A 22969-nucleotide genomic window follows, 5' to 3' on the forward strand; every position below is an offset into this window, starting at 1 on the left:
CCATGAACTTTTCTGCCGTCGTTGTCGCCGCAGGCTCTAGCACCCGGGCCGGACCAGGGGCGCCCAAACCCTGGCGCAGCCTGGGGGGGCGGCCGATTCTGCGTTGGTCGGTTGAAGCCCTGAACCTGGCCGGAGCCCGAGAAATCATCGTGGTTACCGCTGCCGATCGCCTCGACGAAGCCGATGAAGCCTTGGCCGATTTGGCGGGTTGGCGCGCCGTCGCCGGCGGCGCCTCGCGGGCTGAATCGGTGCAGAATGGCCTGGCCGCCCTCTCCGCCCCCGGCGATGAAGCCGTCCTGATCCACGACGCGGCGCGCCCCTTCGTGACGTCGGCGCATGTGGCCACCCTCTTGCGGGCGCTCGCCTTAGCCGACGGCGCGGTCCCCGCCCTCCCCGTCGCCGACACCCTGAAGCGCGGCCACGGCACGATCTCCGAGACCGTCTCCCGCGACGGACTCTGGCGCGCCCAGACCCCCCAGGCCTTCCGCCTGAGCACCCTGCTGGACGCCTACGCCGCCTGGCCCGCCGAGGCCGAGCCCACCGATGACGCCGCCGTGGTCGAACGCGCCGGCGGCAAGGTGGCCCTGGTCCCTGGCGATCCCCTGCTGATGAAGCTGACCTATCCGGAGGATTTCGCCATGGCCGAGCAACTCGCAAGCGGCCGGCGGATCGTCCGCACCGGGTTCGGCGTCGACGCGCACCGCTGGGGTCCCGGCGAGGCGGTCTGGCTCTGTGGTGTGAAGATCGACCACGACCAGACCCTGATCGGTCACTCCGACGCCGACGCCGGACTGCACGCCCTGACCGACGCCATCCTGGGAGCCATCGGCCAAGGCGATATCGGTGAACACTTCCCGCCAACCGATCCGCAATGGAAGGGCGCATCGTCGGACCGGTTCCTGGTCCATGCGGCGAGCCTGGTGGCGGCCAAGGGCGGGGCAATCCTCAATGTCGACGTGACCCTGATCTGCGAGCGCCCGAAGATCCGTCCACACCGAGACGCCATGCGCGCCCGGCTGGCCGACCTGCTGGGCCTGCCGTTGGATCGCGTCAGCGTGAAGGCCACCACGACCGAGGGCATGGGCTTCACCGGCCGGGGCGAGGGCCTCATGGCCCAGGCTGTGGCGACCGTCGAGACCCCCGCCTAGAGCGGGACGAGGAAAAGTGGGAACCGGTTTTCCGCCCGCGGCCCGCTCCTCCCAAGAAACGAGATCACGTCAGTGATCTACGGCAGCCAACTCCAGCGCTCTTTCATCCGCCCATACAGCGCCCCGACGAGATTAGTGTAGTCGTCGGTCCAGGGACGGACGAGCACCGGCTCGGTCGGCTTCCAGCGGGGATCGCCGGCGAAGGCGGCCAGGGCTCTTTCATTGCGCGCCACGATCAAGGCGTCCTCCGAGGACTCCCACAGCATGGGCGAACTCTTGGCGGCGTCGTGCCGCTGCAGCAGGGCCTCGCCGCCGGCGGCGAAGGCCACCGCCATCGCCGGGCTGCGCAGATCCAGGTTCCGGTTGGAAAGGTGCAGCACCAGCACGCCCTCGGGCTTGATGTGGGTGAGGTAGCCCTTCATCGCCTCCACTGTCAGCAGGTGGGCCGGCACGCTGTCGGAGGAGAAGGCGTCGATCAGCAGGATGTCGAACTGATCCTGGGGCTGTTTGGCCAGGGTCAGGCGCGCATCGCCCAGCACATAGTCCACCTTCCCCCTGGCGCACTCGCTTGTGTAGGTGAAGTGGTCGGGATCTGTGGCGATGCGGATCACCAGGGGATCGATCTCGAAGAAGGTCAGGTGGTCGCCCGGCCGCGTATAGGTCGCCACAGCGCCGGTCCCCAGACCCACAGCGCCAATCCGCAGAGCGGACATCGAGCCCTGGCGCTGGGTGAAGACCTGGCCGATCGGCGTCTCCGGCGCATAGTAGACCAGGGGCCGGCACCGCCACCGCGGATCCTGCGCCTGGGCGCCGTGCAGGGTGGTGCCGTGCGAGAGCATCCGCACGGTCCCGCCCATTTGCGGCAATTGCAGTTCCGATTGACGAACGACCCCGAAGAAGCTGCGCCAACTCTTCAGCACATCGACCTTGTCTCCCGCCCCTTCGGCGCCCAGCGAGATGATGGTGATGATCCCGAAGAAGACGATGCCGCGCCGTCGGACGAGGAAGGCGCAGACCACAGCCGCCGCAAGCGCGACCTTCACCACCATGAGCATTAGGTCATGACCGCTCATGCCCAGGATGTCGGCACGGCCGATCTCACCGCTATAGGCCGCAAAGGTGGCCACGGGCGCGGCGACGGCGGCGAGGCAGCCGAGGGCGAAGGTCACCCAGCGCCAACGCTCCACCGGCCCCTCGCCCCAGGGCCGAACCAGACAAGCGAGCGCCAGGATGAGCGGATACTCCCAGACATTGTTGAAGATCACGGGCGCCAGGAAGGCGTTGAAACCGCCCCCCACCACGCCGCCGAAGGACATCCACAGATAGAACTGTGTCAGTTGGCTTGGCGTCGGCCGGCGCGCCACCAGCGCCTGGTGACACATCAGCGCCGTCAGGAAGAAGGCGGAAAGGTGGATGAACAACTGCAGGAAGAGGTTGCTGGCCTTGAACGGCAGGATGGAGGCGCAGGCGGCCACCGCCGCAGCCTGCAGAATCAGCGTCGTCGCCTCAGACATCGCCGGCTTGGTCGAGAAGGCGATGATGAAGGTGATCAGATAGAGCGCCAGCGGCACCACCCAGATGAAGGGCGCCGACGCCACATCGGTCGTCAGGTGGGTGGTGACCCCCATCATCAGGCTCGACGGGATCGCCGCCAGGACGACCCAGGTCAGGCGGTTGCGCCAGGTGGGCGCTGGGTCATCCGTCGCAGCCTCGGTCGTGTCGGGCGCCGCCTGACCGGCCGACCGGGTGACGAAGTACATCAAGGCGCCCATCAGCAGGATGAAGGCCCCGTAGCCCAGGCTCCAGCTCAGCGCCTGGCCCTTCAGGCTGAACAATGGCTCCACCAGGATCGGATAGGCCAACAGGGCGATCAGGCTACCCAGGTTGCTGGCGGCATAGAGGGCGTAGGGTTCCGAGCCGGTGTCGGCGTGCAGGGTGCGCGCGTGCCAGGCCTGAACCAGCGGCGCGGTGGCCGACAGCACCGCGAAGGGGGCGCCGAGGGAGACGGTCATGACGCCCAACAGCCAGAGGGCTGGATGCTCGGAGCTCGGAGCGCCGAAGACACCGGTGACGTGCAGGGGCAGGACAAGGGCCGCCAGCAGCAGGGCGGCCAGATGGAGGCCCGCCTGCATCCGGATCGACCCCACCCGCTGCAACAGGTGCGCATAGCCGTAACCTGCCAGCAGGGCGGTCTGGAAGAAGGCCAGGCTGGTGTTCCAGACCGAGGGGCCGCCCCCCAGCAGGGGCAGGACCAGCTTGGCGATCATCGGCTCGACCAGGAAGACCAGGCTGGCGCTGGCGAAGATGGTCAGCGCGAACAGCACCGGCGAGCGGGCCGCGGCGGAGGCGGCGGCGGCGTCTTGGGTGCTCATGTTTCGAATCGTCTTGTGTCTGGGGTCTCGGCGATGTTGTGGTCTCGCCTCATCCTTGCCTAGCTGTGTCGGAGTCGCGCGCCCATGTTTTCCCTCGAGATCGAGACCCTCGCGCGCCTGCTGATCGACGAGGCCCGTGAGCGGAACCTGCGCATCGTCACCGCCGAGAGCTGCACCGGCGGCCTGGTGGCCGGCGCCATCTGCTCGATCTCCGGCGCGTCGGATGTGTTCGAGCGGGGCTTCGTCACCTATACCAACCGCGCCAAGCAGGAGCTGCTGGGCATTCCCGGCGACCTGCTGGCCGATCTTGGCGCGGTGTCAGAGCCTGTGGCCCGAATGATGGCCGAGGGCGCCCTGGAGGCGTCCAACGCCCACATCTCCGTGGCGATCACCGGAGTCGCAGGCCCGCATGGCGGCACGTCCTTCAAGCCGGTGGGCACCGTCCACATCGCCACCGCGCGCACCAACCACGGCCTGATGCACCGCCAGGAATTCTTCCAGTACGAGACGCGGTCGGAGATCCAGCTCGCCGCGGTGCAGGTCGCCCTGCAGGCCCTTCGCGACCGGATGACCTAGAGCGTTTCCCGTCTGACTTGGATCAAGTCAGACGATCAGGAAGAGCGACCAAGTTAGGACTCTAGAGCCCCGTTGCGATTCATTCGAAACGAGGCTCTAGGAATACAGCACCTTAGCCCGCGCCTCGAAGCACGCCATCAACTTGTCGACGGCGTGGTTGAAGTTGGAGGTCAGCAGGGCCCCCAGAATCTTCGACTTGAACTCGAAGTCGATATCGAACTCGACGCGAGTCCCCTCGCCCTCGGGCTCGAACTTCCACTGGTTGCGCAAGAACTTGAAGGGGCCTGAGATCAGACCGACGTCGATCTGACGGTGGCCCGGGTCGCGACGGACCCGGGTGGAGAATGTCTCCTTCAGGAACGAGAAGCCGACCTTGGCCTCGGCGTCGGTCCAGATCATGCCCTGGCTGTCGGTGCGGCCGTTCCAGGTGCGCATGCCCACGATCCACGGCACGAACTGCGGATAGGCGTCCACGTCGCCCACCAGCGCAAACAGCTGGTCGGGACTGTAGGGCAGCGTTCGGGTGACGTGGTGGCGCAAGACCTTAAGCGGCGTCCTTGGCCCGGCGGGCGGCCTGCAGCTTGGCGAAGTCCTCGCCGGCGTGGTGCGACGAGCGGGTCAGCGGGCTGGCCGAGACCATCAGGAAGCCCTTGGCCCGCGCGATTTCTTCATAGGCGTGGAATTCGTCGGGGGTCACATAGCGGTCGATGGCGGCGTGCTTGCGGGTCGGCTGCAGGTACTGGCCGATGGTCAGGAACTCGATGCCGGCCGAGCGCATGTCGTCCATCACCTGCATGACCTCTTCCTTGGTCTCGCCGAGGCCGACCATGAGGCCGGACTTGGTGAACTGCTCGGGGTCGCGCTCCTTCACCCGCTCCAGCAAGCGCAGGGAGTGGAAATAGCGGGCCCCGGGTCGGATCGAGAGATAGAGGCGCGGCACGGTCTCCAGGTTGTGGTTGAAGACGTCGGGCTTGGCGTCGATCACCAACTCGGCGGCGGCGGCTGGCTTGCGCAGGAAGTCGGGCGTCAGGATTTCGATCGTTGTTCCGGCGGCCGCCGCGCGGATCGCCCGGACAACCTCGGCGAAGTGGGCCGCGCCGCCGTCGGCCAGATCGTCACGGTCCACCGAGGTGATGACCACGTGCTTCAAACCCATCTTCACCACGGCGTCGGCGACACGGCCAGGTTCAGTGGGATCCAAGGGCTGGGGCTTGCCGGTGATCACGTTGCAGAAGGCGCAGGCTCGGGTACAGGTGTCGCCCATGATCATCATGGTGGCGTGATTGATGGACCAGCACTCGCCGATGTTGGGACAGGCGGCCTCCTCGCAGACCGTGGTCAGCCCGTGTTCCTTCACCGTGGCCCGGGTGGCGGCATAGCCGGGGGATCCCGGCGCGCGGACGCGCAGCCAGTCGGGCTTGCGCAGCATCGGCGTATCGGGCCGTGACTGTTTCTCGGGGTGTCGCGGCCTTGCGCCGGTGACGGTGTCGATGACGGTCGCCATGCCCCCTAGATCGGCGTTCACAGCCGTCGGATCAAGCCACGATTGAGCGGCCTTGCGCCACAGCGGCGATCTGGGTTCAAAGACGGCATGGTCCGCGCACTGGCAGTCGCCGCTTTGCTCCTGTTGCTCGCGGCGTGCGGCCGTGGCGACCTGATGGGCCCGTTCGCGGAAACCCAGACGCCGCCGGCCCTCAGCCCCCGCTTTTATCCGCCGGAAGGCTGGGCCTGGGGCTTCATCGAGACCGGCGGCAAACCCGCGCAGCGTTACGGTGTCGCTGCAGGCTGGCGGGCGCCGAAGGCCACGGTGGTGATCCTGCCCGGCTACGGGGAGTCGGCGGAGGCCTGGTTCGAAACCGCCAGCGGCTTGATCCGACGTGGCTACACGGTCTGGATCCTGGAACGCGCGGGCCAAGGGGGATCAGGCCGCTACACCCTGCCCCGCGACCTGGGCTTTGTTCCCAGCTTCGATCCGGACGTCGCCAATGTCCGCGCCCTGGTCCGTGTGGTGATCCGGCCGCCGGAGGCCAGCCCCTTGATCCTCCTGGCTCACGCTGACGGCGCGGTCGTGGCGCTGCGGGCCTTGGAGACCGGGCTGAAGGTCGACGGCGTCATCATCTCTTCACCCGATGTGGCCTCCCGGGCGGTGAGCACCGACTCCGCTCAGGCGCTCGCCGGCCGCGTGGGCCTTGGCCGCCTGCCCTCGGCCGACTGGCGTCCCTGGAGCAGGTCGGCGCCGGACGCTCGGGGCTCGGGCCTGACCCACGACCCCTGGCGCGGCCGTGTGCAGCAGGCGTGGCAGACTGCGAACCCGGACCTGCGGATGTCCTCGGCCAGCCTCGGTTGGCGAGGCGCTCACCAGGCGGCCAGCCGCGCGGCGGAGGCCGACGCCGCCGCGGTCAAGGCTGATGTCCTGATGCTGTTACCCGACAAGACCACGAAGGAGGCCTTGGCGCTCTGCAAGGCCTTGCCCGACTGCCGGTCGGTCGCCGTGCCCGGCGCCCTGCCAGCTCTGCACCTCGAGCAGGATCGCTTCCGCCAGCCCTGGATGGATCAGGTCACCACCTACATCGCCGCCAAGGTGGCCGCCGCGCGAGAGGCCGACGTCGCGCCGCCGATGGCGCCAACGCCTGTTCCCGCCCCAGTTCCCGAGGAAAACTCTCCGCCCACCCCGTGAAACCACCTCACGGTTTGTAACGTATCCTTGCAATGGCGACCTTGAACGATAGGCTTGAGCTCCAAGAAACGGCGATCCGATCGGGGAGGTCTTCGCCTTTGTCGCGTACATTTGATCCGCTTGAGAGCCAGAAAACCCTGTTTGGGGCTCTGCTCGACGCCCGCGCTCAGTTCGGCGCCAAGAAACCGATCCTGGAGGACCAGGAGCGCAATCCTCTGTCCTATACGGACCTGATCCGCGCGGCCTTCGCTCTGGGCCGCAAGATCGCGGCCATGACGGAGAAGGGCGAACGGGTCGGTGTCATGCTGCCCGCCAGCTCGGGCGCCGTGGTGACCTTCTTCGCTCTACATGCCTTCGGGCGCATTCCCACCATGCTCAACTTCACCTCCGGAATCCGGAACCTGAAGGGCGCGTGCAAGCTGGCCGGGGTGAAACGGGTGCTGACCTCGCATCGCTTCATCGAGCAGGGCCAGCTTCATGACCTGGTCGACGCCTTGGACGACGTGTCCGTGGTCACCTATCTGGAGGATGTGCGCGAGAAGATCGGCCTGGCCGACAAGCTGTTCGCCGCCACCGCCGGGGCGTTTCCCAAGGCCTTCGTGGCTGAAACCAAGGCCGACGATCCGGGTGTGATCCTGTTCACCTCGGGCAGCTTTGGCGTGCCCAAGGGCGTGGTGCTGAGCCAGGCGAACCTGGTGGCCAACGTCTACCAGATCGCCGCCCATATCCCGCTGGATCCGGACTGGGTGATGTTCAATCCCCTGCCCACCTTCCACTGCTTTGGCCTGACGGGCGGCGCCCTGCTGCCGATCCTGACCGGCATGAAGGCGTTCCAGTACCCCTCGCCCCTGCACACCAAGGTGATCCCGCCCCTGCTGAAGGACACCAAGGCCTCCATCCTGTTGGCCACCGACACCTTCCTGAACCAGTACGCCCGGGTCGCGGAATACGACGAGCTGGCCGGCCTGAAGTTCATCGTCTGCGGCGCTGAGAAGGTTCGCGAAGAGACGCACAACCTGATCCGCGACAGGTTCGGCGACGTGCCGGTGCTGGAAGGCTATGGCGCCACCGAGGCGGCGCCCGTGATCGCGGTGAACAAGCCCATCGACAACCGCCGCGGCACGGTCGGCGGCGTACTGCCGGGCATGCAGACCCGGCTTGAGCCGGTTCCCGGCATTCCGGGCGGCGGCCGGTTCTATGTGCGCGGCCCCAATGTGATGAGCGGCTACCTTCGCCCCGACGGGACTATCGAGCCCCTGGCCGACGGCTGGCATGACACCGGGGACGTCGTGGACATAACCGACGACGACTGGGTGACGATTCGGGGCCGGGTGAAGCGTTTCGCCAAGATCGGCGGCGAGATGGTGTCTTTGACCGCCGCCGAGGACCTGGCCATCGCCGTATGGCCCGACAACCGCCATGCTGTCATTTCCATGCCCGACGCCCGCAAGGGGGAGCGGCTAATCCTGGTCACCGACCGCATGGACGCCGACTCCACCGCGCTCGTCGCCCACGCCAAGGCCATCGGCGCTTCGGAGCTGAACGTGCCCAAGAAGATCATCAAGGTCCCCGAAGTGCCTGTCCTGGGCACCGGCAAGACCGACTACGTGGTCATCCAGCGGATGGTCGAGGCGGAGGGCCGCCGCGCGGCGTGACGACGAGCTAAGGATAAGCGCCGCCAAGGCGCACGGGAGGACACCATGCCGAACCTCGATGCCTGGGCGCCGCGCGTCCTGAGCCTGCTGCGCATCATCACCGCGCTGCTGTTCCTGCAGCACGGCCTGATGAAGCTCTTCGGATTTCCGGGACCGCAGGAAGGGGCGCCCGATCCCCTGCCCCCGCTGCTGATCGCGGCGGCCTGGCTGGAGATCGTCGGCGGCGGGCTGGTGGCGATCGGGCTCTTCACCCGCCCCGTGGCCTTCGTTCTGTCGGGCATGATGGCGGTGGCCTATTTCGTGGCCCACGCCCCCGCCAACTTCTACCCAGCCCTGAACCACGGCGAGCCGGCGATCCTCTACTGCTTCGTCTTCCTGTATCTGGTGGTCGCCGGCGGCGGGATCTGGAGCGTGGACGCCCTGGTGCGCAAGCGGCCCTAATCAGGGCTTGGCTGCCGTGGGGGAGCCGGGTCCATCCTGACCCTCAGAAACGCAAACCGACCCTGAGAGGAATACGCCATGGCCGAAGCCTGGATCATCGACGTCGCCCGTACCCCCCGTGGCGTCGGCAAGCCCGAGAAGGGCGCCCTGTCGGGCGTCCACCCGCAGCGAATCCTGTCCACGGTCCTGAAGGCCCTGGCCGAGCGCAACAACCTCAACACCGCCGATATCGACGACGTGATCGCCGGCTGCGGCACCCAGTTCGGCAAGCAGGGCTCCTGCATCGCCCGCATGGCGGCGCTCGACGCCGGCTACGCCAATGAGGCGGCCGGCATGTCGCTCGACCGCTTCTGCGGCTCGGGCCTGACGGCGGTGAACCTGGCGGCCATGGGCGTGATGTCCGGCGCCCAGGACCTGGTGGTGGCCGGCGGCGTGGAGTCCATGTCCTACGGCTCGACCCTGAAGCGTCAGGTCGGCCCGACCCTAGACTCCGGCAACGAACACCTGCGGTCGATCCACCCCCAGCCGCACCAAGGCGTCTGCGGCGACGTGGTGGCGACCCTGGAGGGCTTTACCCGCGAGGACGTCGATGCGCTTGCGCTCGAAAGCCAGCGCCGGGCGGCCCACGCCATCGCCAACGGCTACTTCGACCGCAGCCTGATCACCGTCTACAACGACGACGGCAGCGTCGCCCTGGACCGCGAGGAGTATCCCCGCGCCGGCACGACCGCCGAAGGTCTGGCCGCCCTCAAGGCCGCTTTCGCCAGCCTCTATGACGTGCCGCTGGACGAACAGGGCCTGTCCTTCCGCAAGCTGGTGGAAGCCACCTACCCGGACCTGAAGATCAACCACGTGCACCATGCCGGCAACTCGTCGGGCGTGGTGGACGGCGCCGGCGCCGTGATCATCGCCTCGCCGGAGTATGCCCGCGCCCACGGCCTGACGCCGCGGGCCCGCATCCGCTCGGTCTCCACGGCCGGCGACTCGCCCGAGCTGATGCTGAACGCCCCCGGCCCGGCGGCCCGCAAGGCGCTGAAGAAGGCCGGCATGACCATGAAGGACATCCAGCTGGTCGAGATCAACGAGGCCTTCGCCGTGGTGCCGTTGAAGTTCATGCGCGACCTGGACGTCGATCCGGCCATCGTCAATGTCAACGGCGGCGCCATCGCCCTGGGTCACCCCATCGGGGCGACGGGGGCCATGATTCTCGGCACCCTGCTGGACGAGATGGAACGGCGTGACCTGTCGGTCGGCATGGCCACCCTCTGCGCCGCCGGCGGCATGGCCCCGGCGGCGATCATCGAGCGGATCTAGATATGTAGAACCCGACCATAGGCGTCGAGCGAGGCCTCATGCATGGCCTCGCTCATCGTCGGGTGGGGGAAGACGGTGGCGATCAGCTCGGCCTCGGTGGCTTCGAGCGTCATGGCAAGGGCGAAGCCCTGGATCATCTCGGTGACCTCGCCGCCGATCAGGTGAGCGCCGATCAGGGCGCCGGTCTTCTCGTCGAAGATGGTCTTCACAAAGCCCTCGGTATCGCCTGAGGCGATGGCCTTGCCGTTCACCCGGAACGGGAAGCGGCCGACCTTGACGGCGATCCCCTTCTCCTTGGCGCCGGCCTCCGTGATCCCCACCGAGGCGATCTGCGGCGTCGAATAGGTGCAGCCGGGGATGGGGGCGTTGAGGTTCGAGGGCGCCAGGCCGGCGATATGCTCGATGCAGTGGACGCCTTCGTGGCTGGCCTTGTGGGCGAGCCAGGGCGGGCCTGCGACATCGCCGATGGCGAACAGGCCCGGCACGCCAGTGGCGCCGTGGCTGTCGGTGACCACGTGGGTGCGGTCGATCTTCACGCCCAGGGCTTCGAGGCCCATGTCCTCGACATTGCCGACGATGCCGACGGCGACGATGGCCACCTCGGCCTCCAGGGTTTCTGAACTTTGGGCGCCGCTTGCAGTGATACGGACCCCCCCCGATTTCGGCTTCTCGACCTTTTCGACCTGGGCGCCGACGCGGAACTCTATGCCGCGTTTTTCGAAGGCTTTCCGGGCGGTTGTGGAGACTTCCTCATCTTCCACGGGAAGGATGCGCGGCAGGGTCTCAATGACCGTCACCTCGGCCCCTAGAGCCCTGTAAAAGCTCGCGAATTCAATGCCGATGGCGCCCGATCCGATGACGATCAGGGATTTGGGCGCCGATTTGGGCGCCATGGCCTCGCGGTAGGTCCAGATGCGGTCGCCGTCCGGCTCCAGGCCGACGGCTGGGATGGTGCGGGCGCGGGCCCCGGTGGCCAGGATGACGTGCTTGGCGGTGAGGGTGCGGGCGCCGCCGGCCTTCAGGGCCACGACGACCTTGGGCGCGGGACTGCCCTTCTCCAGCTTGGCGGTCCCCTCCACCACCTCGATCTTGTGCTTCTTCATCAGGAAGGCGACGCCGGAGTTCAGCTGGGCGGCCACCTTGCGGGAGCGCTTGATGATGCCGGTGAAGTCGAAGGAGGCCTTCTCAACCTTGATGCCGTAGTCGGCCAGGTGGGAAAGCTGCTCATAGGCCTCGCCACTCTTCAGCAGGGCCTTGGTGGGGATGCAGCCCCAGTTCAGGCAGACCCCGCCCAGGGCTTCCTTCTCGATGATGGCGGTCCTCAGGCCGAGCTGGCTGGCGCGGATGGCGGTGACATAGCCGCCGGGGCCGGAGCCGATGATGATGACGTCAAAGGAGTCAGCCATCAGAGCAGGGCCTCGATGGCGCTTTCCAGCGACTTGGGTTCGACGGTGGGGGCGAAGCGGTCAACCACCTGGCCCTTACGGTCGACGAGGAATTTGGTGAAGTTCCACTTCACATTGGCGGTCCCCAGCAGGCCCTTCTTCTCCTTCTTGAGATAGGCGAAGAGCGGATGGGGCTTGGGTCCGTTGACGTCGATCTTGCTCATCATCGGGAAGTCGACCTCGTAGGTCAGCGAACAGAAGCTGGCGATCTCAGCCGCGTCGCCCGGCTCCTGAGCCCCGAACTGGTTGCAGGGGAAGCCCAGCACCACGAGGCCGCGGTCCTTGTACTTGGCGTAGAGCGCCTCCAGCCCCGCGTACTGGGGGGTGAACCCGCACTTGCTGGCCGTGTTGACGATCAGCACCACCTTGTCGCGGTAGGTGGAAAGGGGCGCCGCCTTGCCGTCCAGCGTTTCCGCACTGAAGTCGTAGATGCTCATGGCGGTCCCCTAGACGATCATCGTGATGGGATCTTCGATCAGGATCTTGAAGGCTTGCAGCCAGCGGGCGCCGATGGCGCCGTCCACCACCCGGTGATCGCAGGTCAGCGTCACGGTCATCACCGTGGCGATGGCCAGCTGGCCGTTCTTGACGACCGGCCGCGGCTCGCCCGCGCCCACCGACAGGATGGCGCCCTGGGGCTCGTTGAGGATCGAAGAGAAGGCCTTGATGCCGAACATGCCCAGGTTGGAGACCGAGAAGGTGCCGCCCTGGAACTCCTCGGGCTTGAGCTTGCGGGTGCGGGCGCGGGCCGCCAGGTCCTTGGCCTCGGTGGCGATTGCGCTGAGGCCCTTGGTCTCGGCTGACCGGATGATCGGGGTTATGAGCCCGCCGTCGATGGCGACGGCCATGGCGATATCGGCATGGTGGTGCAGGGCGATGCCCTCGGGCGAGTAGGAGGCGTTGGCCTCCGGCACCTGCTTCAGGGCGATGGCGGCCGCCTTGATCACCAGGTCGTTGACGCTGACCTTCACGCCCTGGCTCTCCAGCATGGCGTTGATCTTCACCCGGCCGGCCAGCAGGGCGTCGATCTCCAGGTCGATGGTCAGCGGGAAGTGCGGCACATCGCGGAAGCTCTCGGTGAGCCGGCGGGCCACGGTCTTGCGCATGCCATCCAGGGGCACGAGGTCGTAGGAACCGTCGGGGATGCCCATCTGGGCCAGGCTCTGGACCTGACGCGGGGCCGAGGCCGCCGCGCCGGCGCTGGCCGAAGCCTTGGCGGCGCCGGGGGCCGCGCCCTCGACGTCACGCTTGATGATGCGGCCGTGGGGGCCTGAGCCCGTCATCGTGGAGAGGTCGAGGTTCTTCTGGGCGGCGATGCGGCGGGCCAGGGGCGAGGCGAAGACGCGCGCTCCCTGCCCTTCTCCCCCTGCGGGAGAAGGTGGCCGGTGGGAGACCGGTCGGATGAGGGGTTGCGCTCCGGTCTCCGCGCTTTCGGCGACAGGCTCTCCGGAGATATGGGCGTGACCCCTCATCCGACCCTGCTCCGCAGGGCCACCTTCTCCCGCAGGGGGAGAAGGAGAAGGAGAAGGCGACGCCGCCTCCCCCTCGCCCGACAGCTTCGCGATCGGGGAATTGACCTTCACGTTCTCCGTGCCCTCGGGGACCAGGATATCCTCGATGATCCCCTCGTCGACGGCCTCGACCTCCATGGTCGCCTTGTCGGTCTCGATCTCGGCGATGACATCGCCGGACTTCACGGCGTCGCCCTTCTTCACATACCACTTGGCGAGGGTGCCCTCCTCCATGGTGGGCGACAGCGCTGGCATCAGGATCTCGATCGACATGGGTCAGGCGCTCGGGCGGTTGTGGGGGGCGCAGGCGCGCAAGAAGGTCATGACGGCTCCAGCGACAGATGGGCCAGCTGGTCGGCGTTGGCCTCCCAGTTCTGGCCGTCGAAGGCGGTGAGGTCGAGGGTGGCCGTCTCGTCCAGGCAGCGGGCGTTGACCGACCAGCCGTCCGGATTGGAACGCGGGCGGTAGAAGCTCTTGATGCCGCATTCCGAGCAGAACAGGTGCTTGGCCACCCGGCTGTTGAAGCTGTACTCGGCCAGCCGCTCCATGCCCTGGGTCACGCGGAAGCGGCTCTCGGGCACGATGATGTGGATGAATCCGGTCTTGGCGCACATGGAGCAGTTGCAGGTCTGGGCCTCGACGAGCTGCGGCAAGGCCACCTCGAACCGCACGCCGCCGCAATGGCAGCCCCCCGCCCGCCAGGTGAACGGGTCGGGGCTCATTTGTAGGTGACCGCCCTCACCGCCTTCACGATCTTGTCGACCGAGGGCAGCGACAGCGCCTCCAGATTGGCCGCGTAGGGCATGGGGACGTCTTCCTGATGCACGCGGGCCGGCGGCGCGTCGAGGTAGTCGAAGGCGTGCTCCAGGACGCGGGCGATCACCTCGGCGCCGACGCCCATGGGGCCCCAGCCTTCCTCGACGGTGACCAGGCGGTTGGTCTTCTTGACGCTCGACACGATGGTTTCGTGGTCGAGGGGCCGCAGGGTGCGCAGGTCGATGACCTCGGCCTCGATGCCCAGGCCCGCCAGCTTCTCGGCGGCTTCCAGGGCCAGGCCCACGGCGCGGGAGTGGGCGGTGATGGTGACGTCAGTCCCCTCGCGGCGGACCTTGGCCTTGCCGATCGGGACGACCCAGTCGACATCGGCCGGCACGTCGAACTCGACGCCGTAGAGCATCTCGTGTTCCAGGAAGACCACGGGGTTGGGGTCGCGGATGGCGGCTTTGAGCAGGCCCTTGGCGTCGGCGGCGTCATAGGGCGCCACCACCTTCAGGCCGGGCACCTGGGCGTACCAGGCCGAGTAGTCCTGGCTGTGCTGGGCGCCCACGCGGGCCGCCGCGCCGTTGGGCCCGCGGAACACGACCGAGCATTTGATCTGACCGCCGGACATGTAGAGCGTCTTGGCGGCGGAGTTGATGATGTGGTCGATCGCCTGCATGGCGAAGTTGAAGGTCATGAACTCGATGATGGGCTTCAGGCCCGCCATGGCCGCGCCGACGCCGAGGCCCGCGAAGCCGTACTCGGTGATCGGGGTGTCGATCACCCGGCGGTCGCCGAACTCCTCCAGCAGGCCGCGGGAGACCTTGTAGGCGCCCTGGTACTGGGCGACTTCCTCCCCCATCAGGAAGACGTTCTCGTCCCGGCGCATCTCCTCGGCCATGGCGTCGCGCAGGGCGTCGCGGATCGTGGTCTTCACCAGCTTCACGCCCTCCGGAAGCTCGGGGTCACGCAGGGCCGGTCGGGGCGCCACCGGTGTCGCGGCCTCGCCTTCGGGCTGGGGCTCGGCGGCCTCGGGCGGCTGCTTTTCCGGATCGCCGCTGGCGGCGGGTTCCGGCCTGGTCTCAGCCTTCGGGGCCGGCGCCTCAGCCTTGGGCGACGGTGCGGCGGCGCCCTCACTGGCCAGACGGGCGATGGGGGTGTTGACCTTCACCTCCTCGGTCCCTTCCGGCACCAGGATCGCCTCGACCACGCCTTCGTCGACGGCCTCGACCTCCATGGTCGCCTTGTCGGTCTCGATCTCGGCGATGACGTCACCGGACTTCACGGTGTCGCCCACCTTCACGTGCCACTTGGCCAGCGTGCCCTCTTCCATGGTCGGCGAGAGGGCCGGCATCAGTACGTCGGTCACTGAGCGGCCTCCAGGTAGACGTCGGTATAGAGCTCGGACGGCTCAGGCTCGGGCGAGGTGCGGGCGAATTCGGCGGCGTCGGCGACGATCTTCTTCACCTCGGCGTCGATGGCCTTCAGCGCGGCGTCGTCGGCCCAGCCCTTCGTCTCCAGCAGTTCCTGCAGGTGATCGATGGGGTCGCGAGTCTTGCGGACCTCGTCGACCTCCTCGCGGGTGCGGTACTTGGCGGGGTCGCTCATCGAGTGGCCGCGATAGCGGTAGGTCTTCATTTCCAGGATGTAGGGGCCTTCGCCCGAGCGCGCGTGGGCGGCGGCCTTCCGGGCGGCTTCCTGCACGGCGATGACGTCCATGCCGTCGACCTCCTCGCCCGGAATCCGGAACGAGGCGCCGCGCTTGTAGAGGTGGGTTTCCGAGGACGACCGCTCGATGGAGGTGCCCATGGCGTACTGGTTGTTCTCGATCACATAGACGACCGGGAGCTTCCAGATCGTGGCCATGTTGAAGCTCTCGTAGACCTGGCCCTGGTTGGCCGCGCCGTCGCCGAAATAGGTGAAGGCGACCTTCTTGTTGTCCTTGTAGCGGTTGGCGAGCGCCAGACCGGTGCCCAGCGAAACCTGGCCACCGACGATGCCGTGGCCGCCGTAGAAGTCGGCCTCGGTGGAGAACATGTGCATCGACCCGCCCTTGCCCTTGGACGAGCCGGTGAAGCGGCCGGTGAGTTCGGCCATGACTTCCCTGGGATCCATGCCGCAGGCCAGCATGTGGCCGTGGTCGCGGTAGCCGGTGATCACCTGGTCGCCGGCCTCCTTGATGGACTGCACGCCGACGGCGATGGCTTCCTGGCCGATATAGAGGTGGCAGAAGCCGCCGATCAGACCCATGCCGTAGAGCTGGCCGGCCCGCTCCTCGAAGCGTCGGATCAGCAGCATGTCGCGGTAGAACTTGAGCAGGGCGTCCTTGGTCATGGGATCCGCACCATTGCCAATGACACCGGTGTCATTCTTCTTCCGCTTGGAAGTCGAGCTTGCCTGCCCGCGCGCCATTCGTTTCTCCGTGGAGTTCGCCACTTGGGCCTCGTTCCCGAGTCAGTCGTCTGATGAGCGTCTTCGCTTCAGGTCCAGGCGACAACGCCTGAGACCCTAGGTTAGAGCCCGACGATGGCCAAAACCGGTCTCTGGTTTCGGGCGCCGGCCTCTGGAACGAACGAATCCGCCCTACGGCTTCACCCGGATCACATAGTCTCTCGGGTCGGCGAAACCTAGCAGGGAACGGGCGCGCTCTTCCAGCAGATCAGCCGAAAGACTGGTGTCGCGCAAAAGCCGGGCGCGGGCCTCAAGGTCCTGCCTCTCGATGCGCACCTTGTGCAGTTCCGAGATCTTGGCGGCCAGGGCGGCGTCGCGGGCGTCCGAGGAGAGCAGGCCCCGATCGCCCGTGAAGGCGTGGAACCCGAAATAAAAGATCAGGAAGGCCAGGGCGGCGGTCGGCAGATAGGGGCGAATACTTGAGAGCACGGGCCTGGAATCAAAAGCGTTTCTGACCCAGCCAATCTCGGCCTTCATGTTTAATATTGCGTTGCGGTCAAGCTTGAGGCCGCGGCGCCAAGCGTCGCATTGGATTGAGGTTATCCCGACCGCCTCAGGATCAGGCCGCGACGCCGAAGATCGCGCCCACGCCCGCCGTCAGGGCCATGGCCATGGCGCCCCAGAAGGTCACGCGGGCCACGGCTTTCCAGATCGGCGCGCCGCCCGCCCGTGCGCCCACTCCGCCCAGCAGGGCGAGGAAGGCTACAGACGCCCCGGCCACCGCAGGCACAAGCGCCGGCAGCGGGGTGACGACGGCCAAGGCCAGCGGCAGGGCCGCGCCGGCGGCGAAGGTGAGCGCCGAGGTGAAGGCCGCCTGCACCGGCCGGGCCGTGGTCATCTCGGAAATGCCCAGCTCATCGCGGGCATGGGCGCCGAGAGCGTCCCTGGCCATCAGCTGGCGGGCGACCTCTTCGGCGAGCTTGGGTTCGACGCCGCGGGCGGCATAGATGCCCGCGAGTTCGGCCAGCTCGAGGTCCGGCTGGGTGTCGAGTTCGCCCTTTTCGCGCGCCAGGTCGGCCCGCTCGGTGTCGGACTGAGAGCTGACCGAGACGTACTCGCCGGCGGCCATCGACATGGCCCCGGCCACCAGGCCCGCGACCCCCGCCACCAGGATCTCCCCCCGCCCCTGGCTCGCCGCGGCGACGCCGACGATCAGGCTGGCGGTGGAGACGATGCCGTCATTGGCGCCCAGGACGGCGGCGCGAAGCCAGCCGACCCGTTCAATCAGATGCATCTCGCGGTGGGATCTAGACATGGGACCTCCCTATGCGCGGCCTGGAGCCTAGGTCGAAGGTGAGCGTTTGACCCACAACATACGCTGCAGGGTCCCGTCACGGTCGATCACCAGGTGCTTCAGGGCGCCGGCGATGTGCAGAATAACCAACGGCCAGAACAGCTTGGTCGCCGCGCCGTGCACCTCCTCGGCCGCCTCGTGCAGCCAATCCAGCCGCACCGGGAATGGGCTGGGGATCGCGAAGAGATCGAAGACCTGGATGGGGCGGGCGGCCGACCAGATCGCCAGGGGGCCGGTGACCAGCAGCACCGCGATCATCAGCAGGAACAGGCCCTGGACCGCCATGGCCGCCCGGTGGAGCCAGATGTTGGGCTCCAGGGTGCGAGGATGGGGCTGGGACAGGCTCCAGAGCAGGCGGGCCGCCAGGAAGGTGAAGAGCAGGACCGCCACGGACACGTGCAGGTTCTGGGCGGCGAGCTTGGCGGCGCGGTCGGGCGCCTCCTCCATCTGCTCGCCCAGCAGGTAGAGCGCCGTGACGCCCACCGCGCTGATCCAATGGAGGCCGATGGCCGCCCAACCGTAGGCGACTCGGGTGTTGCGAAGGGACATGGCAAGGCTCCGGAGGAGCCCCGCTATGCTTCGGCAGGGTTCGCGCCGCCTTGATCGGGATCAAGGGCGGAGCTGTACGCCCTACCGTCCCTTCAGCGCCGCGCGGCCGAGATAGACCGCCTGGTCGCCCAGTTCTTCCTCGATGCGCAGGAGCTGATTGTACTTGGCCGTGCGGTCGGAGCGAGCCAGGGAGCCGGTCTTGATCTGCCCGCAGTTGGCGGCCACCGACAGGTCGGCGATCGTCGAGTCCTCGGTCTCGCCCGAGCGGTGGCTCATCACCGAGGTGTAGCCGGCGCGGTGGGCCATCTCCACGGCGTCAAGAGTTTCCGACAAGGTCCCGATCTGGTTGACCTTTACCAGGATGGAATTGGCGAGCCCCTTGTCGATGCCCATGGACAGGCGCTTGGGGTTGGTGACGAAGAGGTCGTCGCCGACGATCTGGACCTTGGCGCCCAGCCGGTCGGTGAGCAGCTTCCAGCCGTCGAGGTCGTCCTCGCTGCAGCCGTCCTCGATGGTGACGATGGGGAACTGAGCGACCAGGCCCGCCAGATAGTCGACCATGCCGGCCGGATCGAGGGTCTTGCCCTCCCCGGTCATCTCGTACTTGCCGTTCTTGAAGAACTCGGTGGCGGCCACGTCCAGGCCCAGCACGAAGTCGCGGCCGGCCTTGTAGCCGGCGGCCTCGCCGGACTTGACGATGAAGGCCAGGGCCTCCTCGGCGGTGGCGATATTGGGGGCGAAGCCGCCCTCGTCGCCGACATTGGTGTTGTGACCGGCGGCCTTGAGCGCGCTCTTCAGGCCGTGGAAGATCTCCGCGCCCATGCGCAGGCCCTCGGCGAAGGTGGCCGCGCCGGTGGGCAGGATCATGAATTCCTGGATGTCGATCGGGTTATCGGCGTGGGCGCCGCCGTTGATGATGTTCATCATCGGCACCGGCAGGACGCGGGCCGAGACCCCGCCGACGTACTTGTAGAGCGGCAGGTCGGCGGCGGTGGCTGCGGCCTTGGCGACGGCCAGGCTGACGCCGAGGATGGCGTTGGCGCCCAGGCGCGACTTGTTGGGGGTGCCGTCCAGCTCGATCAGCAGGGTGTCGAGGCGGCGCTGATCCTCGGCCTCGAAACCGGAGAGCGCGTCATAGATCTCGCCGTTGACGGCGTCGACGGCGGCAAGGACGCCCTTGCCGCCGTAGCGGCTCTTGTCGCCGTCGCGCTTCTCCACCGCCTCGTGGGCGCCCGTGGAGGCTCCGGAGGGGACGGCGGCGCGGCCGATGGAGCCGTCTTCCAGCACCACATCAACTTCGACCGTCGGGTTGCCACGGCTGTCGAGGATTTCGCGGGCGGTGATGTCGACGATCTCGGTCATGGGAGTCCCCGGGTGGGCATTGAGAAAAGGCGCGCGACCCTTAGCCAGCTTCGGGCTTCGGGGCAATCTCGCGAGCCTTGACGACGGCCACGACGCGACGACTGATGGCCGGAATCTCCGAAGAGGATTGCATGGCCTTGGTGCAAGCGGCCTGCCTGTACGAGGGCGGACACACCGAAATCCACCACGACGGCGGCGTGGGACTCGTTGTTCCCTGGTGGAGCTTCACAAAGACGATCCTGGCGGCCGCCGCCCTGGGCCTGGTGGAGCGGGGCCGCCTGTCGCTCGACGAGGCGTTCCCCGGCAAGCCCTACACCCTGCGCCAGCTTCTGGGCCACAGGGCGGGTCTGCCCGACTATGGCGGCATACCGGACTATCATCAGGCTGTGAAACGGGGCGACGCGCCGTGGAACCGCGCTGAATTCATGTCCCGCACGGAGGCCGAACGGCTGCGCTATCCGCCGGGCGACGGCTGGGCCTATTCGAATATCGGCTATCTTCTGGTGGCCGAGGCGGTGGAACGCGGTGCGGACGAGGCGCTGCCGGAAGCCCTGGAGCACTTGGTGTTCGGCCCTCTAGGCGCCACGGCCAAGGTCGCCATGACACCGGAAGACCTGGCGGGCGTCGAGATGGGGGCCGATATGGGCTATCACCCTGGCTGGGTGGCGCATCATCTGGTGGTCGGTACGCCAGGAAGCGCGGCCCGGGTGCTGCATGGCCTGATGACCGATGGATTGCTGCTGCCCGAAAGCCTGGCGGCGATGACCCAGGCCCATCCCCTGCCCGGCTCCGAGTACCCGCCCTTCGCTATGGCGGCCTACGGCCTGGGCCTGATGGCGCCCCTCACCGACCGGGGGTGGCCGGCCTTCGGGCATACCGGCAATGGCCCGGACAGCGAGATCGCGGTGTATCATGCGGTCTTGGAGGGCCGCGCGCGGACGGCGGCGGTGTTCCACGCCCAAGGCGATTCCGATGCGGAAACCCTGGCCGTCGATCTTCTGGCGATGGCCTAAAATTCGCCAGTGCCCAGTTTGGGGAGACCGGCGCACCGTGGCCTTGGGGATCACGTCAGGGAGAACCCGGATGACACCGAAGACGAAGGTTGGGCTGAACGCCGCGGCGCTGGCGGCGGCCATGGCGCTTGGCGTGCTGATCGGCCAATCGACGGCCGCTCAGCCGCAGATGGCGGCGGCGCTGGACGCCCTGCAGGGCGCGCGCTCGCACCTCGTGGCGGCCAACAACGACAAGGGCGGCCATCGCGGCAAGGCGATCCGCGCCGTCGATGACGCCATCGCCGAGACCCGGGCCGGCATCCGCTACGCCGGCTACTGAGGAGGCTAAACGCCCAAGTCAAAGCCACCCGCCGCGGATCCCGCAGCGGGTGGCTTTTTGATCTTCAAGCTGCAGACGCCGCGGGCCCCGAGAGGCCGGCAGAGAAGACGGCTAGTCTTCCTTCGGCGTGATGACCTGGCGGCCCTTGTACATGCCGGTCTTCAGGTCGACGTGGTGCGGGCGCTTCAGTTCGCCGGTTTCCTTGTCTTCGACATAGGAATTGGCGCCCAGGGCGTCATGGCTGCGGCGCATGTTGCGACGCGAGGGCGAGACTTTGCGTTTAGGAACGGCCATGGGAGAATCTCTCAGGCGTGGAAATGGAAGCGGCGGCCTCGTGGCCGCCGACGTGAGCGCGGGTGTATGACGCAAACACCGCTTCGTTTCAAGCGCCGAAGCCCTGGAAACAACGATCGCGTCGCCACCCTCGATTTACACCAGTCTTGAGCGGTCTTTCGCCGCGCCGATGAAGCTGGCGAACAGCGGATGCGGCTCGAAGGGGCGGCTCTTCAGTTCCGGGTGGAACTGGACGCCGATGAACCACGGATGGTCGCTGCGCTCGCAGATCTCCGGCAGGACGCCGTCGGGCGAGAGGCCCGAGAAGGCCAGGCCCGTCTGCTCGATGCGGTCGCGGTAGTCGATATTGACCTCGTAGCGGTGCCTGTGGCGCTCGCTGATGGTCACGTCGCCATAGATCTCGCTGACCTTGGAGCCGGGCGTCAGGATGGCCTCGTAGGCCCCCAGGCGCATGGTGCCGCCGAGGTTGTCGCCCGCCTTGCGGACTTCGCGCTCATTGCCCTTGGTCCACTCGGTCATCAGGCCGACGATGGGCTCGGCGGTGGGGCCGAATTCGGTGGAGGAGGCGCCCTCGATGCCGGCCAGGTTCCGGGCGGCCTCGATCATCGCCATCTGCATGCCGAAACAGACGCCGAAATAGGGCACCATGTGCTCGCGGGCGAACTGGACGGCGCGGATCATGCCCTCCGAGCCCCGCTCGCCGAAGGCGCCGGGCACCAGGACGCCGTGCACCTCGGTGAGGCGCTCGGCGATCAGGCCCTCTTCACGCTCGAAGGCCTCGCCCTCGATCCAGTCGAACTTCACCCGGACGTTCTGGGCGACGCCGCCATGGATCAGGGCCTCCACCAGGGATTTGTAGGCGTCGGTGAGGCCGGTGTACTTGCCGACGATGGCGATGTTCACCTCGCCGTCGGGGTTGGTGAGAGTGTCGGAGATCGACTGCCAGCGCGACAGGTCCGGCGCGGGCGCGGTCTCGGCCATGCCGAAGACGTCCAGCACTTCGCGGTCCAGGCCCTGGGCGTGATAGTCCAGGGGCACGTGGTAGATGTTGGCGGAGTCCATGGCCTGGATCACGGCGCTTTCACGGACATTGCAGAACTGACCGATCTTGCGGCGTTCGCCGGGCGGGATCGGCATTTCGCAGCGGCACAGCAGGATGTCGGGCTGGATGCCGATCGACCGCAGCTCCTTGACGGAGTGCTGGGTCGGCTTGGTCTTCATCTCCCCGGCGGTCTTGATGTAGGGCAGCAGGGTCAGGTGGATATAGCAGGCGTGGCCGCGGGGCAGCTCCTGGCCCAGCTGGCGGATGGCCTCGAAGAACGGCAGGCCCTCGATGTCGCCCACCGTGCCGCCGATCTCCACCAGGACGAAGTCGACGCCCTCCCCCGGGTCCGACAGCACGAACTCGCGGATCTGGTCGGTGACGTGCGGGATCACCTGGACGGTGGCGCCGTTGTAGTCGCCGCGCCGCTCCTTCTCGATGATGGTCTTGTAGATCTGGCCGGTGGTGATGTTGTCGGCCTTGGTGGCGTTCACCCCGGTGAAGCGCTCGTAGTGGCCCAGGTCCAGGTCGGTCTCAGCGCCGTCGTCGGTCACGAAGACCTCGCCGTGCTGATAGGGGCTCATCGTCCCCGGATCGACGTTCAGATAGGGGTCGAGCTTACGAAGGCGGACCTTGTAGCCCCGCGCCTGCAGGAGCGCGCCAAGCGCGGCGGAGGCGAGACCTTTTCCCAAGGAGGAGACCACGCCGCCGGTGATGAAAATGTACCGGGTCATGGGCGTTCAGAGT

23 protein-coding genes are annotated in these 22969 nt (G+C 67.4%); 8 read left to right on the top strand and 15 right to left on the bottom strand.

Annotated elements, in window-relative coordinates:
* Window positions 1-2: 2 nt before the first annotated feature.
* A complete protein-coding gene (locus Q7J39_RS17480; protein WP_304828195.1) occupies window positions 3-1148 on the top strand; it encodes a bifunctional 2-C-methyl-D-erythritol 4-phosphate cytidylyltransferase/2-C-methyl-D-erythritol 2,4-cyclodiphosphate synthase in 1146 nt (381 codons plus the stop codon).
* Between the two features lie 77 nt (window positions 1149-1225).
* On the opposite strand, the gene Q7J39_RS17485 is transcribed toward Q7J39_RS17480, so the two are convergent.
* On the bottom strand, window positions 1226-3520 hold the full coding sequence (locus Q7J39_RS17485) for a spermidine synthase (RefSeq protein ID WP_304828198.1): 2295 nt from the start codon (window positions 3518-3520) through the stop codon (window positions 1226-1228).
* A gap of 84 nt (window positions 3521-3604) precedes the next feature.
* Between Q7J39_RS17485 and Q7J39_RS17490 the strand changes: the two genes are divergently transcribed.
* On the top strand, window positions 3605-4096 hold the full coding sequence (locus tag Q7J39_RS17490) for a CinA family protein (protein ID WP_304828201.1): 492 nt from the start codon (window positions 3605-3607) through the stop codon (window positions 4094-4096).
* Window positions 4097-4192: 96 nt separating this feature from the next.
* Here the strand turns inward: Q7J39_RS17490 and Q7J39_RS17495 are convergent, their stop codons facing one another.
* On the bottom strand, window positions 4193-4636 hold the full coding sequence (locus Q7J39_RS17495; protein WP_304828204.1) for a type II toxin-antitoxin system RatA family toxin: 444 nt from the start codon (window positions 4634-4636) through the stop codon (window positions 4193-4195).
* A 4-nt stretch (window positions 4637-4640) separates the two neighbouring features.
* A complete protein-coding gene (gene lipA, locus Q7J39_RS17500) occupies window positions 4641-5600 on the bottom strand; it encodes a lipoyl synthase (protein WP_304828207.1) in 960 nt (319 codons plus the stop codon).
* Between the two features lie 153 nt (window positions 5601-5753).
* Here lipA and Q7J39_RS17505 point away from each other — a divergent pair, with 153 nt between their 5' ends.
* The 4 genes from Q7J39_RS17505 (at window position 5754) to Q7J39_RS17520 (ending at window position 10183) form a co-directional block, all read left to right on the top strand.
* The gene (locus Q7J39_RS17505) at window positions 5754-6773 is read left to right on the top strand and encodes an alpha/beta fold hydrolase (RefSeq protein ID WP_304828210.1); all 1020 of its coding nucleotides are present in this window, start codon (window positions 5754-5756) and stop codon (window positions 6771-6773) included.
* A gap of 98 nt (window positions 6774-6871) precedes the next feature.
* On the top strand, window positions 6872-8428 hold the full coding sequence (locus Q7J39_RS17510) for an AMP-binding protein (RefSeq protein WP_304828214.1): 1557 nt from the start codon (window positions 6872-6874) through the stop codon (window positions 8426-8428).
* A gap of 45 nt (window positions 8429-8473) precedes the next feature.
* Window positions 8474-8869 (top strand): DoxX family protein, encoded by a 396-nt coding sequence (locus tag Q7J39_RS17515; protein WP_304828217.1) that lies wholly within the window; start codon window positions 8474-8476, stop codon window positions 8867-8869.
* A gap of 78 nt (window positions 8870-8947) precedes the next feature.
* Window positions 8948-10183, top strand: coding sequence for an acetyl-CoA C-acetyltransferase (locus tag Q7J39_RS17520; RefSeq protein ID WP_304828220.1), 1236 nt, complete (start codon window positions 8948-8950; stop codon window positions 10181-10183).
* Here Q7J39_RS17520 and lpdA read toward each other — a convergent pair.
* The 10 genes from lpdA to eno all read right to left on the bottom strand — a co-directional run bounded on the left by lpdA (window position 10180) and on the right by eno (window position 19554).
* Window positions 10180-11589, bottom strand: a complete 1410-nt coding sequence (gene lpdA, locus Q7J39_RS17525; protein ID WP_304828223.1) for a dihydrolipoyl dehydrogenase — start codon at window positions 11587-11589, stop codon at window positions 10180-10182. The genes Q7J39_RS17520 and lpdA overlap by 4 nt on opposite strands.
* Window positions 11589-12065 carry a glutathione peroxidase gene (locus tag Q7J39_RS17530; RefSeq protein ID WP_304828226.1) on the bottom strand — a complete coding sequence of 159 codons (477 nt, stop codon included), beginning with the start codon at window positions 12063-12065 and terminating at the stop codon, window positions 11589-11591. Before Q7J39_RS17530 ends, lpdA begins: the two co-directional genes overlap by 1 nt.
* A gap of 9 nt (window positions 12066-12074) precedes the next feature.
* A complete protein-coding gene (locus Q7J39_RS17535) occupies window positions 12075-13412 on the bottom strand; it encodes a pyruvate dehydrogenase complex dihydrolipoamide acetyltransferase (protein ID WP_304828229.1) in 1338 nt (445 codons plus the stop codon).
* Between the two features lie 47 nt (window positions 13413-13459).
* A complete protein-coding gene (locus Q7J39_RS17540; RefSeq protein ID WP_304828232.1) occupies window positions 13460-13861 on the bottom strand; it encodes a GFA family protein in 402 nt (133 codons plus the stop codon).
* Complete coding sequence (locus tag Q7J39_RS17545; RefSeq protein WP_304828235.1) at window positions 13858-15267, bottom strand: pyruvate dehydrogenase complex E1 component subunit beta; 1410 nt, start codon at window positions 15265-15267, stop codon at window positions 13858-13860. The genes Q7J39_RS17540 and Q7J39_RS17545 overlap by 4 nt, the downstream gene beginning before the upstream one ends.
* The gene (gene pdhA, locus Q7J39_RS17550) at window positions 15264-16310 is read right to left on the bottom strand and encodes a pyruvate dehydrogenase (acetyl-transferring) E1 component subunit alpha (protein ID WP_304828238.1); all 1047 of its coding nucleotides are present in this window, start codon (window positions 16308-16310) and stop codon (window positions 15264-15266) included. Before pdhA ends, Q7J39_RS17545 begins: the two co-directional genes overlap by 4 nt.
* A 171-nt stretch (window positions 16311-16481) precedes the next feature.
* Window positions 16482-16778, bottom strand: coding sequence for a septum formation initiator family protein (locus tag Q7J39_RS17555; RefSeq protein WP_304828241.1), 297 nt, complete (start codon window positions 16776-16778; stop codon window positions 16482-16484).
* Window positions 16779-16908: 130 nt separating this feature from the next.
* Window positions 16909-17604: a VIT family protein gene (locus tag Q7J39_RS17560; protein ID WP_304828244.1), complete on the bottom strand. Its 696-nt coding sequence runs from the start codon at window positions 17602-17604 to the stop codon at window positions 16909-16911.
* Between the two features lie 27 nt (window positions 17605-17631).
* A complete protein-coding gene (locus Q7J39_RS17565) occupies window positions 17632-18192 on the bottom strand; it encodes a cytochrome b (protein WP_304828247.1) in 561 nt (186 codons plus the stop codon).
* Between the two features lie 81 nt (window positions 18193-18273).
* Window positions 18274-19554, bottom strand: coding sequence for a phosphopyruvate hydratase (gene eno, locus Q7J39_RS17570; RefSeq protein ID WP_304828250.1), 1281 nt, complete (start codon window positions 19552-19554; stop codon window positions 18274-18276).
* A gap of 131 nt (window positions 19555-19685) precedes the next feature.
* Here eno and Q7J39_RS17575 point away from each other — a divergent pair, with 131 nt between their 5' ends.
* Both Q7J39_RS17575 and Q7J39_RS17580 read left to right on the top strand, forming a co-directional pair.
* Entirely contained in the window at window positions 19686-20567 is an 882-nt protein-coding gene (locus tag Q7J39_RS17575) for a serine hydrolase (RefSeq protein WP_304828253.1), read from the top strand.
* A gap of 70 nt (window positions 20568-20637) precedes the next feature.
* Window positions 20638-20886: a hypothetical protein gene (locus Q7J39_RS17580; RefSeq protein ID WP_304828256.1), complete on the top strand. Its 249-nt coding sequence runs from the start codon at window positions 20638-20640 to the stop codon at window positions 20884-20886.
* A 111-nt stretch (window positions 20887-20997) separates the two neighbouring features.
* Here the strand turns inward: Q7J39_RS17580 and rpmF are convergent, their stop codons facing one another.
* Both rpmF and Q7J39_RS17590 read right to left on the bottom strand, forming a co-directional pair.
* Window positions 20998-21180, bottom strand: coding sequence for a 50S ribosomal protein L32 (gene rpmF / locus Q7J39_RS17585; RefSeq protein ID WP_215340463.1), 183 nt, complete (start codon window positions 21178-21180; stop codon window positions 20998-21000).
* 135 nt (window positions 21181-21315) lie between these two features.
* Window positions 21316-22956, bottom strand: a complete 1641-nt coding sequence (locus Q7J39_RS17590; protein ID WP_304828259.1) for a CTP synthase — start codon at window positions 22954-22956, stop codon at window positions 21316-21318.
* Between the last annotated feature and the right edge of the window lie 13 nt (window positions 22957-22969).

It is taken from the genome of Phenylobacterium sp. (assembly GCF_030651185.1).
Taxonomy (GTDB): domain Bacteria; phylum Pseudomonadota; class Alphaproteobacteria; order Caulobacterales; family Caulobacteraceae; genus Phenylobacterium.